Origin of the sequence: Nocardia sp. NPDC002869, assembly GCF_046764065.1 — a bacterium.
Taxonomy (GTDB): Bacteria; Actinomycetota; Actinomycetes; order Mycobacteriales; family Mycobacteriaceae; genus Nocardia; species Nocardia rhamnosiphila.
In genome coordinates, this window is record NZ_JBKOOL010000173.1 from 1 (window position 1) to 11536 (window position 11536).

An 11536-nucleotide genomic window follows, 5' to 3' on the forward strand; every position below is an offset into this window, starting at 1 on the left:
GAAGGCGCGAGTCTCGAGGCCTGAACGGCGGGACCGAGGGGGCCTCGACCCCGCGCGCCGAAGGCGCGCCAAAATTACAGTATGTCGACACTGAGTGATCTGCTGGCCGAGCACACCGATCTGCCCGGGGCGGGGGTGGATCATCTGCAGCGGGTGGTCGGGGACTGGCAGTTGCTCGCCGACCTGTCGTTTTCGGATCTGCTGCTGTGGGTGGGGGCGGGGCCGGTCGGCGACGGCGCCGATATCGTGTGTGTCGCCCAGTGCCGGCCTACCACCGCGCCGACGGTGCATCTGGAGGATCTGGTCGGGACCACGGCTCGGTATTCCGAGCATTCGCAGGTGTTCGAGGCGCTCACCCGTGGGGAGATCGTGCGCACCGATACCGAGGGGGAGGCGCAGGGGGTTTACCATCCACATCCGGTGCACGCGATCCGGGAGGCGATTCCGGTGCGGTGCGGCGACGATGTGATCGCGGTGCTCAGCCGGGATACCGACCGGCAGCGTTCGCGGGTGCGCAGTGGGCTCGAGATCGCCTATGTCGCCTGTGCCGACGATCTGTGCCAGATGATCGCCGACGGGACGTTCCCGACCACGGAGGACCGCGCTGCCACCCATTCCAGTCCGCGGGCGGGCGACGGGTTCATCCGGCTCGATACGGAGGGGATCGTCACCTATGCGAGCCCGAACGCGCTGTCGGCGTATCACCGCATGGGGTTTCAGGCCGATCTGGCGGGCCAGGATCTGGCCGTCACCACCCGGTCGCTGATCACCGACCCGTTCGACGCGCAGGAGGTGGTGGGGGATATCCAGGCCGCTCTGGCGGGTCGTACCGGGCGCCGGATGGAGGTGGAGGCGCGGGGTGCCACCGTGCTGCTGCGCACCCTGGTGTTGCGGCCGCACGGGCAGCTGGCGGGGGCGGCGGTGCTGGTCCGTGATGTCACCGAGGTCAAACGCCGGGACCGGGCGCTGCTCAGCAAGGACGCCACCATCCGCGAGATCCACCACCGGGTGAAGAACAACCTGCAGACGGTGGCCGCGCTGCTGCGGCTGCAGGCCCGTCGCACCGAGAACGAGGAGGCGCGGGTGGCGCTCACCGAATCGGTGCGCCGGGTCACCTCCATCGCGTCGGTGCACGAGATGCTGTCCATGTCGGTCGACGAGGAAGTCGATCTGGACGAGGTCGTCGACCGGCTGCTGCCGATCATGGCCGATGTCGCCACGGTGCACACGGCCCGAATCACGGTGCGGCGGGCCGGTTCTCTGGGTGTCTTCTCCGCGGAACGGGCGACTCCGCTGGTCATGGTGCTCACCGAATTGGTGCAGAACGCCATCGAGCACGCGTTCGACGGCGGGCAGAACGGTACGGTGACCATTCGCGCGGAGCGTTCGGCACGCTGGCTGGACGTGATCATCAGCGATGACGGGCGCGGGCTGCCGGAAGGCTTCGACCTGCAGTCCTCGGACAGTCTCGGCCTGCAGATCGTGCGCACGCTGGTGACGGCGGAACTGGGCGGTACCATCGGCCTGCATCCGGGGGCCGATATCGGCACCGACGCGGTACTGCGTGTGCCGCTGGGGCGCCGCTCGGCACGGTGATACCTGACGGAAACTCGCCGGTATCAATTATGCACACCAGTGATCATCTGTGGTCGAAAACACCTCGAGGATTTCCAGGGCTGCATTCCGGCAAAGTCCGGTGCTCGTGCCGGCGGGCCGTAGAAAAGATTCAGCCCGGCACCAGAATGCTGGTGCCGGGCACTCGCGACTTCCCGGACCGGGCTGGGTCCGGTAATCGCTTCCCTGCGCTCTAGACGGCGGTCCGAGTGCGGGTACGCGCATTGCGGCGCTTGAGCGCACGTCGCTCGTCTTCACTCATTCCGCCCCATACGCCGGCGTCCTGCCCGGAACCCAGAGCCCAGGACAGGCATTCGGCGGTAACAGGGCAGCGAGCGCAGACCAGCTTGGCATCGGCAATCTGCGCGAGCGCAGGACCACTGTTGCCCACCGGGAAAAACAGCTCAGGGTCCTCGTCGCGACAGATGGCCTTATGGCGCCAGTCCATTCCTTCTGCTCCTTAGTAAGGCGCCGCTACCGGGCGCCGATTCGGTTGGTGGGTCGTTCACTTGTGCGAACTGAATGTTTCCGCACGGTTGCTTGTGAATGCTTTCACGAACACCGTAGATGTCAATAGGTATCCGATGCACCGTGGGGAAGCTCACGCACTGAAGTCCCGCATCGGGGACCTGCCGCAGTCCTTTGTACTCGCCTACGCCGGTTTCTGCAGCACAACGAGATGTATTTCCCGAATGCGTCAGTTCAAACCGGTCGCGGGGCGACCACGTCCAGGACGTTGGGTACAGCGGTGAAATCCACCACGTCACGTTCGCCGATGAAGTCGCCGTCGATTTGCAGACCGATGGGATCGGTGCTGGTGATGCGCACCGACGGCACGTCGTCGTCCCGGAACAATTTCCGCGACTTCGGCTCGGAGTGCGGCGACAGCAGTTGTGCCGCCAGGCGCAGTGTAGGCAGTAACGCCATGGTTCGCACGGCGAACACACCGAGTCCGGTTTCGAACCGGGTACCCGGATTGGTACACACCGGAGTCGCGTTCAGATAAGTCCAGGGACTGGTATTGGTCACAAAGGCGTAATGAACACCGGAAACGGGTTCGTGGCCGGGCACGTGCACCGTGACTTCGGGGCGGTCACGTTTGACGCGGAAGAATTGACGGACGGTCGTGCGCACATAACGCGCCGGTGTCGCGGCATGCCCCTTGGCCCGCGCCGTGTCGATCGCGGCACACACATCGGCGTCCAAACCGACGCCCGCACTGAAACAGAACCAGCGATCATCGGTGAGTCCCAACCCGATTCGGCGGTCGGAGTCACCGGCCTTGAGCAGATCGATCAACTGATTGGTGGCCGCCACCGGATCCGGCCGGATAGCGAGCGACCGCGCGAACACATTGGCCGAACCACCGGGAATTATGCCGAGCCGCGGCCGCCACACCTGCCCGTCGTCCACCTGCGGCAGCGGTACGAAACCGTTGATGGTCTCGTTGACCGTCCCGTCCCCGCCGTGCACCACGATCAGATCCATTTCATTGGTCGCCGCCCACTGCGCCAGCTCCGCGGCATGCCCGCGATGCTGGGTGTGCGCCACCGTCAGCTGGGTCCGGCTCTCGAGCGCGTGCGCGAGCAGATCTCGCGTGGCTGCCGTGGTAGAGGTCGCATTGGGGTTGACGATCAACAACGTCCGCACCTACGCACCTTAATGGAACGAGCTGTGCTCATGGCGGCGCCTCCGGCGCCGCGGGGTCGAGGCCCCTCGGTCCCGCCCTTCAGCGCCCGGGACTCGCGGCTTCGCCGCATGCGATGTGTGGTGGGCTGTCCATAGAGTGCGACCGTTGAGCACCTTCGGCCGAAGGCGGGATGGGCCTCGACCCTTTGTGGGTCTCGCTGAACTCGGCGCAGGGCGCGGAGGGTCGTCGAGGGTCTGCGATGCCAGGTGTTCGCCGTGTCGGGTCGGGGAGCGATCATGTGACGCTGCGGCGGGTGTGGCGGAATGTCCGCCTAAGCTGGCCGGGTGGTCGAGCGAAAAGACGTCGGTGGTGTGCCCGGGACGGTCCGTGGAGCCGGGGGGTTGGTGACGCTGGAGGGCGCGGTCGCGGTGATCGTGGCGGCGGTGCTGATCGTGCGGGCGCTGCTGGGGCATCGGGAGGACGAGATCAGCGGCTACGGCACGGCCATGTGGTTCGGGATTCTGGGCGGGGCGGTGCTGGCTTCCGGGATCGGCCTGCTCTTCGGGCAGCGCTGGGGGCGGGCGATCGCGGTGATCACCCAGCTGCTGCTGTTGCCGGTGGTGTGGTCGCTGCTGTTCGGATCGGGACAGCCGCTGTACGGGACCGTGCTGGGAGTGGTGGCGCTGGGAGCGCTGGGCCTGTTGTTCGCGCCGCCGACCTCGCGCTGGGCAGCACAGGAGTACGGGGTGACCGGCGAGGAATGAGCGGCGCCGCGATTCACCGACCCGCGGCGGTCTCCGCGGTATCGGCCAGGGCCGTGAGTGCTTCACCGGCGAGCCGGTAGCCCACCCAGTCGTCCTGGACGCGCGCGCCGAGTGATTCGTAGAACCCGATCGAGGGTGTGTTCCAGGTGAGCACCGACCAGCTCACTCTGCTGTAGCCGTGGGTCCGCGCCTCGTGGGCGAGCGCCGCGAGCAGCGCCCGGCCCAGACCACTACCGCGGGCCGCGGGGGTGACGTACAGATCCTCGAGATAGATCCCGTGCACGCCGTCCCAGGTGGAAAAGTTGCGGAACCAGATGGCGCAGCCGCTGATCACGCCGTTCAGCAGCGCCACATGGGCGAAAACCGCGGGCTCGGGACCGAACAGAGCGGTGTGCAGTTGTTCGGCCGTGAGCGTGCATTCGGCCCGGGCCTTCTCGTATTCGGCCAGGTCGTAGACCAGATCGACCAGGGCCGGCACGTCGGCGGGAGCGGCACGGCGGATGAGCGGGGCGGAGGTCACGGGTGCGGAATCCTTGTCTGATCGCGGGCGGAAGCGTGGCGGGCAGGCTGCCCGCGCGGAATCATTCGAGGGCGTCGGCGTGCAGATTGTGCGCCCACAATGTCGGGTCCTCGTGTTCGTGGCCCAGGACGCTCACCGCGGCGGTGGTGAGCGCGAACCGGCGTCCTTCCCGGACCTGGAACCCCAGCCAGCGGGCGATGAGGGCCCGGGAGAAATGCCCGTGCCCGACCAGGACCACATCCCGGGTGCCGAGAGCGGCGGTCGCCCGGCGCAGCACCCGATCGGCGCGGGCGCCGACCTGTTCGGCGGATTCACCACCGGGGATCGTGCCGGTCCACACCGTCCAGCCCGGGTCCCGGGTGCGGATCTCGGCGGTGGTGCGGCCCTCGTAATCGCCGTAGTCCCATTCGGCGAGGTCGGGATCGATCTCCGGATCGGGTAGCCCGGCCAACTCGGCGGTGCGCCGGGCACGCACGCGGGGACTGACGTAGACCAGCGGATCGCGCAACCGCAGCGCGGCCAGCACCCGGCCCGCGGCGGTGGCCTGCCGGGCGCCGGTATCGGTGAGCGGTAGCTCGGTGCGGCCGGTGTGGCGGTGCCGCACCGACCAATCGGTTTCACCGTGGCGCACCAGCACCACACGGGCGTCGTCGGAGCTGGGCATACGGTCCATCATGCCCGGCCACCGGGCGATCGCGGCGATCCGGGACCCCGCCGATGCTCGGCGTCAGGTGGCCAGGGTGAGCACCACCAGCGGCACCGGACGGTCGGTGGTGGCCTGGAAATCGGCGAGCAACGGATTGTTCGCCAGTACCCAGGCCGCGAATTCGTCGTATTCGGCGCCGGTGAGCACCCGGGCGGTGCCGTGGTACACGTGATCACCCAATTCCACGATCACCGCCGGATCCGCGCGCACATTGTGGTACCAGGCGGGATAGCCTCCCTCGATAAACGAACTGATGTACAGGGTTTCGCCGCGGTACAGCGCACCCAGCGGGACCACATGCCGTTTACCGGTCCGCGCGCCGGTGGTGGTGAGCAACAGCAGTTCGGCCTCCGCATAGGCTCCGCCGACCCGTCCGCCGTTGGCCCGGAACTCCCGGATCACCTCGGTGTTCCAGTCGGCCGGGCTCTGCTCGGAGTACTGGTTCCACGGGGCGTCGGGATCGTCGTCACGGAGACGGTCGGCCACGGGGGCCGCGTCGAGAGGTCGCGCTGCTTCGGTCATGGCGCGCAGTCTGCCGGAGGGCACCGACAGAAAGCGGTTCACCGCAAGGGTTTTGCGGGCCGCTCGGTATCGCTGCGCGGTGCGTCGACGGTCGCGGGGTCGGCGAGGGCCACGAGTTGACCGTCGCGGTGTTCGAGCACCGTGGTCCCGAGTACGCCGAGCGAGATCGGGCCGCCGCCGTAATCGGGCCGCGTCACCGGGATGCGGTTCGTCTGCGCGCCGGTGGCCGGGTCGAGGGCGGCGATCGCACCCGGCACCGGGAGGAGCAGTTTCCCGGCCATCGGCACCGGTGTACCGAGGGCATCCGCCGCGGTCCACATCGGTTCGAACGTAGTCGCCTGCAGGGCGATCACGCTGTTGCCGGTGAACACCAGGAACGCCGAGGCGGTGCGTACGGTCGCGGCGGACCGGTCGAGCGGGGCCGAGAGTTCCTGCACCACGAGGGGATTGCCCTTGGCGTCGAGGATCGTCAGTCGCGGCGCCTCGGGTCCGGGTCCGTCGGTGCCGGGCTGGTAGACCGCGATCCGGTTGTCCGAGACCGCGATCACACGCGCGTCGGCGGATGCGGCGCCCGCGCCCTCCAACAGTCGTGACCCGTACTCCTCGGGCACATTGTCGTCCTTGGGGGCCGGCGCCAGCACGGTGATCCGGTCCGCCGGCTCGCCCGGGCAGCGTTCCAGGACGACCAGCCGGGACGGGCTGGAGGCGGCCGACAGCAGCGCGCAACCCTTCCGTGGCTGGGTCTTCCAGTTCTCCTTGGCGTCCACATGGCCGTACTCGAGGGTGCGCACCAGATCCGACCGCCAGACCTCCAGCCGATCGGGACCCTGGGCGAGGACGTAGGTGCCGTCGACCGACAGTCGCAGCCGACCGTCCATATAGCTGCTGCGAGCGGTCCGGCGTTGCCCGTCGGCACCGGAGACCATGGTCGTCTCGCTACAGCCGCGGTCGGTGCGGTAGACGGCGACGACCATGCCGAACTGGGATTCCACTCCGCACAGCGGCAGCTCGCGGGTATAACGCCACACCTGTTCGCCGGTCCGGGGATCGTGCCCGATCACACTGCCGTCCGCCCCGGTGACCGCGACGCCCTCGGCGGTGAGCGCCCGGCCGGTCGCCGTATCGGGCGCGCGCCACATCTCCTGGAGTTTTCCGGGTAGTTTCGCGGCGGGCTGCGGCGGCCGGGCCGGCTCGCCGGCGACGACCGACTCGGTGTTCGCCACCCCGCTGGTCGCCCACGCCACGATCACCGCGACCACCACGAACACGGCGATCGCGGCTGCGGTGATGACGTCGGCGCGCGTTCGCCGCTCGGGTGCGAGCACGTAGGCGAGCGTAACGGATGGCAGGTACCGCACCCGACGGTGCTCGCAAGCCCCCATGCCGGTGTCCCGGCTCCGGATACACCACGAGCGCCGGCGGTATCGGTCACCGCCGGCGCTCGTGGTTCGCTCGTCAGGCCTGCGCCGCCGCGTTCTCGGTCACCGGCGCCGGGCTGTCGGCGGTCTCGGCACGCGGGGCGCCGTCACCGCCGTTCTCGGCATCGGCCGGTTTGCGGCGCCGGCGGCGGCGGGCGGGCTTGTCCGCCGTGTCCGCGCCGCTGTCCCCGGACTCGGTCGCCGCGGCATCGGACTCGGTCGCCGGCGTATCGGATCCGCCCGAACCGTTGTCCCCGGCTCCACCGGACTCGGTATCGGCCGGACGCCGCCGCCGGCGTCGCCGCCGTGCGGGGGCCTCGGCCGGCTGTGCCTCGTCGTCCGGGCCGGTCCCGGTCGGCGCGTCGGTCTCGGTCGTGGTCGCGTCCGCCTCGACCGGTTGGCCGCCGCGGGTGCGCCGGCGGTTGCGCTTGCGCGGTGCCCGCTCGGGCCGCTCCACCACCACGGCATCGGGATCGCGCTGGGGTTTGTGCGCGCCGACGGTGCCGGTGACGCCCTCCGGGATGCCCAGATCGGCGAACAGGTGCGGGGAACGCGAATAGGTTTCCACGGGGTCGGGAATGCCCAGCCCGAGCGCGGCGTCGATGGACGCCCAGCGGGTCAGTTCGTCCCAGTCGATCAGGGTGACCGCGACACCGGTGCGCCCGGCCCGGCCGGTGCGGCCGATCCGGTGCACATAGGTCTTCTCGTCCTCGGGGCACTGGTAGTTCACGACATGGGTCACATCGTCGATATCGATACCGCGTGCCGCCACATCGGTCGCGACCAGGACATCGATGGTGCCCTTCCGGAATTTCGTCAGGGCTTTCTCGCGTGCGATCTGCCCGAGGTCACCGTGGACCGCGCCGACCGCGAAACCGCGTTCGGCCAATTCGTCGGCGACCTTCTGCGCGGTGCGTTTGGTGCGGGTGAAGATCATGGTGGCGCCCCGGCTCTCGGCCTGGAGCACCCGTGCGACCAGTTCACTCTTGTCCATCGCGTGTGCCCGGTACACGAATTGCGCGGTGCGATCGTGTACCGCCGAATCATGGGGTTCCTCGGCGCGGATATGGGTCGGCCGGGTGAGGAAAGTGCGGGCCAGGGTGATGATCGGGCCGGGCATGGTCGCCGAGAACAGCATGGTCTGCCGTTTGTCCGGCACCATGCCGAGAATGCGCTCGATATCGGGCAGAAAGCCCAGATCGAGCATTTCGTCGGCCTCGTCCAATACCAGGACGCCCACTTTGCCGAGGATCAGATGCTGCTGATCGGCCAGGTCGAGCAGGCGGCCCGGCGTACCGACCACGACATCGACGCCCGAGCGCAACGCCGCGATCTGTGATTCGTAGGGGCGGCCGCCGTAGATCGAGGTGACCCGCAGCGGACCCTTCTGGTTCGTGAGATATTTCGCCGCGTTCTCCAGGTCCTGGGTCACCTGGATGCACAGTTCGCGCGTCGGCACGATGACCAGGGCGCGCGGGGTGCCGTCCAGCGGCGTGGTACCGGATTCGGTGGTGCTGATCCGGTGCAGCAACGGAACTCCGAAACCGAAGGTTTTACCCATTCCGGTACGGGCCTGACCGATGAGATCCTCGCCGGCCAGGGCCAGGGGCAGGGTGAGTTCCTGGATTGCGAAAGTGCGTTCGATACCGATCTCACCGAGCGCGCGCACGATTTCGTCGCGTACTCCCAATTCGGTGAACGTCGGTGCGGTGTGTGCGGAGTCCAACTCGGCTGTCAGCAGCGTCTCCGCCAGACCGGGTTCCGGTTCAACTGTGATCTTGCTCAGGTTCGTGCCTTCCCTCGTTATCGCGCTACACGCGCACGAGGCGTGGGGCGGACCGGCCGGTCCGCGACGACCACGGATCCGCCCTGCGATACTCACCCGGGCCGCCGCCGGATGTCGGCAGGTGCCCGATGAGGGCAGCGAAGCTCGGACATCGGCGCAGCGCATCGGTGATGCGGATCTGGTGCGCGCACATTTTCCGTGGACCCCGGAGAATTCTTCGCCACCGCACGGCGCACCCGGGGTGCGCGACTTTCGGCGCTGCCGGTTCTCATGGATCGGCTGAATTCTTCCGTTGTCCGTCGCGATTGTAGCGTGCTATTGTTCCGCGCTCCGAAAGGCGCTCGCGTGAATCCGCTGGGCGTTGTTCTTTTCGGTGGCCTCTTCCGCTGAGCCGTCCTGCGCGGCAGAGCGTTTCGCCCGGTGTGGCAGGTATGCGTACCGACCCGGGAACCGTCGCCCGCGAGAAGTGATTCGCCACACACCCGGCCGGTCGGCCGCGGGCATAACGGGTACCGCCGTATACATCTATGAAAGATTCGTGCCGTGAGCATCGCAGACCGAGGTATCGCCCTGGCCGATCGCGCCGTCCGGGCGGTGGACCCGGACGGCGAGCTGTCCCGGACCGTCGAGCGGGCCGCGCGCAACGCCTGGGCGCTGACGTTCGGTGACGGTGTGGAAGGGCGCCGCACGACCCCGGCCTCGGTGCTGTGGGACGAACCGCATCGGCTGCTCCGGCGTTACGAACCGGCCCTGCTCGCCGGCACGGCCGAACCGTCGGCGGCCGCCGTACTGCTGGTGCCGCCGCTCGCCGCGCCCGCGAGCTGCTTCGATCTGCGCCCGGGCCAGAGCCTCGCGGAGTTCCTGCTGGAGACCGGTCGCGCGCCGTATGTGATCGACTACGGCGAGATCACCTACGCCGACCGCCGGATGGGCTTCGACGACTGGGTGTACGACATCCTGCCCGAGGCGATCCGCCGCACCGCCGCCGACCGGGCCGCCGCCGGCGGCGAGCCGGAGGTCGATCTGGTCGGCTGGTCGCTGGGCGGCACCCTGGCGCTGCTGACCGCGGCAGCGGACAGTGAGCTGCCGGTGCGGTCGATCACCGCGGTCGGGGCGCCGCTGAACTATCGGGCGATGCCGATGACGCCGCAGCTCGCGGCGGCCGCCCGGCTCACCGGCACTGGCGATGCCGTGGGCGCGGCACTGCGCGCGGTCGGCGGTGTTCCGGCACCCCTGACCCGGCTCGCGTACCGCATCACCGCCTGGGACCGCGAGGTCAAACGGCCCTGGTTCGTGGCCAGCAATCTCGCCCGCACCGAATCCCTGGCCCGGATGGAGGCCGTCGACCGCTTCATGGCCGAAATGCCCGGCTATCCGGGCCGCGTGTACCAGCAGCTGTGGAACCGGCTGGTGTTGCGCGACGAAATCGGCCGCGGCGTGGTCGATTTCGGACGGGGGCCGATCCGGCTGGCCGATATCGGCGCCCCGGTACTGCTGGTCGGCGGGCCCGCCGATGTCATCACCCCGGCTCGTGCGGTCGAGCACGGCCTGCGCACGCTCACCGGTGCGAAAGCGGTGCACTACGAAACCGCGCCCGGCGGGCATCTGGGCATCCTCGCCGGTGCCACCGCTCGCGCGACGACCTGGACTTATCTCGACAAGTTCCTCACCACACCGGTGTGAGCGCGGCGTCACGTCACGGTGGCGTACTACGCTGGAGTTCCATGGGAGCACAGTCACCGGCCGGGCTGGGTGTTACACCGAGCGATTCGTCCGCTTCGCCGATTCCGGCCGATCATGCCGGGGTGACCGACCTGTTCGCGGTACTCGCCTACGGCGAGATATCCGCGTTCTACCGGTTGAGCGAGGAAGCCACGCTGTCACCCACCCTGCGCGGCAAGGTCGCGGTGGCGCGGATGGCGGCGGCCGAACTCGCGCATTTCGAACGACTCGACGCGGCACTGAGCGCGCGGGGCGCCGATGTGTACGCGGCCATGGCTCCGTTCACCCGGCCGCTCGACGACTACCATCGCTCCACCGACCCCTCCACCTGGCTGGAGTCGATGGTCAAATTCCATGTCGGTGACGGTATCGCCGCCGACTTCTATCGTGAGATCGCCGGTGCGCTGAGCCCGGACGTGGCGGCCGTGGTGCGGGATGTACTCGCCGACACCGGCCATTCGGAATTCGTCGTGGAAGAGGTCCGGCGCGCGGTCGCGACCAGCCGGTCCGAACGAGACCGGCTGACGCTGTGGGGCCGGCGCCTGCTCGGCGAAGCGATCACCCAGGCCCAGTACGTGATGGCGCAGCGCGACGAACTCACCGAACTCGTCCTGGCCGCCACCGGAGACCTCAACGGGATCGCCACGCTGTTCGAACATATGCAGAGCGCCCACGCCGAACGGATGGCGGTACTCGGTCTCTGACGTTCCGACACGGCCGGACGATAGCGACGTAAGCCTTCCTGGGCCGGTCGAGGCGCACGACAGCATGCACCTTCCGTCTACTCCGGATGGTCTACCTCCATGGTCGGGGCCCGCCCCCGATTCTGGACCGACGGAGCGAAGGAGCGCAGC

Annotated in this window: 11 protein-coding genes; 4 read left to right on the forward strand and 7 right to left on the reverse strand. The window is 68.7% G+C overall.

The window, feature by feature from the left end:
• Positions 1-81: 81 nt before the first annotated feature.
• Positions 82-1596 carry a sensor histidine kinase gene (locus tag ACLML9_RS24280; RefSeq protein ID WP_411947690.1) on the forward strand — a complete coding sequence of 505 codons (1515 nt, stop codon included), beginning with the start codon at positions 82-84 and terminating at the stop codon, positions 1594-1596.
• Between the two features lie 211 nt (positions 1597-1807).
• Here ACLML9_RS24280 and ACLML9_RS24285 read toward each other — a convergent pair whose 3' ends face one another.
• Both ACLML9_RS24285 and ACLML9_RS24290 read right to left on the reverse strand, forming a co-directional pair.
• On the reverse strand, positions 1808-2062 hold the full coding sequence (locus ACLML9_RS24285) for a WhiB family transcriptional regulator (RefSeq protein ID WP_033243220.1): 255 nt from the start codon (positions 2060-2062) through the stop codon (positions 1808-1810).
• 254 nt (positions 2063-2316) lie between these two features.
• Complete coding sequence (locus ACLML9_RS24290) at positions 2317-3264, reverse strand: diacylglycerol/lipid kinase family protein (protein WP_411947691.1); 948 nt, start codon at positions 3262-3264, stop codon at positions 2317-2319.
• A gap of 324 nt (positions 3265-3588) precedes the next feature.
• On the opposite strand from ACLML9_RS24290, the gene ACLML9_RS24295 reads away from it, so the two are divergent.
• Positions 3589-4008 carry a hypothetical protein gene (locus ACLML9_RS24295; RefSeq protein WP_051164973.1) on the forward strand — a complete coding sequence of 140 codons (420 nt, stop codon included), beginning with the start codon at positions 3589-3591 and terminating at the stop codon, positions 4006-4008.
• Positions 4009-4021: 13 nt separating this feature from the next.
• On the opposite strand, the gene ACLML9_RS24300 is transcribed toward ACLML9_RS24295, so the two are convergent.
• The 5 genes from ACLML9_RS24300 to ACLML9_RS24320 form a co-directional block, all read right to left on the reverse strand.
• Positions 4022-4528 carry an N-acetyltransferase family protein gene (locus ACLML9_RS24300; protein WP_411947692.1) on the reverse strand — a complete coding sequence of 169 codons (507 nt, stop codon included), beginning with the start codon at positions 4526-4528 and terminating at the stop codon, positions 4022-4024.
• A 61-nt stretch (positions 4529-4589) separates the two neighbouring features.
• Positions 4590-5192, reverse strand: a complete 603-nt coding sequence (locus ACLML9_RS24305) for an acid phosphatase (protein WP_411947693.1) — start codon at positions 5190-5192, stop codon at positions 4590-4592.
• 63 nt (positions 5193-5255) lie between these two features.
• Complete coding sequence (locus tag ACLML9_RS24310; protein WP_411947694.1) at positions 5256-5756, reverse strand: nitroreductase/quinone reductase family protein; 501 nt, start codon at positions 5754-5756, stop codon at positions 5256-5258.
• 38 nt (positions 5757-5794) lie between these two features.
• On the reverse strand, positions 5795-7081 hold the full coding sequence (locus ACLML9_RS24315) for a PQQ-binding-like beta-propeller repeat protein (protein ID WP_411947695.1): 1287 nt from the start codon (positions 7079-7081) through the stop codon (positions 5795-5797).
• A gap of 130 nt (positions 7082-7211) precedes the next feature.
• Entirely contained in the window at positions 7212-8981 is a 1770-nt protein-coding gene (locus tag ACLML9_RS24320) for a DEAD/DEAH box helicase (RefSeq protein ID WP_411947697.1), read from the reverse strand.
• A gap of 522 nt (positions 8982-9503) precedes the next feature.
• On the opposite strand from ACLML9_RS24320, the gene ACLML9_RS24325 reads away from it, so the two are divergent.
• Both ACLML9_RS24325 and ACLML9_RS24330 read left to right on the forward strand, forming a co-directional pair.
• The gene (locus ACLML9_RS24325; RefSeq protein WP_411947696.1) at positions 9504-10643 is read left to right on the forward strand and encodes an alpha/beta hydrolase; all 1140 of its coding nucleotides are present in this window, start codon (positions 9504-9506) and stop codon (positions 10641-10643) included.
• Between the two features lie 41 nt (positions 10644-10684).
• Positions 10685-11386 (forward strand): ferritin-like fold-containing protein, encoded by a 702-nt coding sequence (locus ACLML9_RS24330; RefSeq protein ID WP_265804037.1) that lies wholly within the window; start codon positions 10685-10687, stop codon positions 11384-11386.
• The last annotated feature ends 150 nt before the right edge of the window (positions 11387-11536 follow it).

Excerpts from the sequence above, each read along its gene's own strand:
- ACLML9_RS24285 (WP_033243220.1), bottom strand. The coding sequence starts at position 2,062 with ATGGACTGGCGCCATAAGGCCATCTGTCGCGACGAGGACCCTGAGCTG.
- ACLML9_RS24330 (WP_265804037.1), top strand. The coding sequence starts at position 10,685 with ATGGGAGCACAGTCACCGGCCGGGCTGGGTGTTACACCGAGCGATTCG.
- ACLML9_RS24305 (WP_411947693.1), bottom strand. The coding sequence starts at position 5,192 with ATGCCCAGCTCCGACGACGCCCGTGTGGTGCTGGTGCGCCACGGTGAA.
- ACLML9_RS24310 (WP_411947694.1), bottom strand. The coding sequence starts at position 5,756 with ATGACCGAAGCAGCGCGACCTCTCGACGCGGCCCCCGTGGCCGACCGT.
- ACLML9_RS24280 (WP_411947690.1), top strand. The coding sequence starts at position 82 with ATGTCGACACTGAGTGATCTGCTGGCCGAGCACACCGATCTGCCCGGG.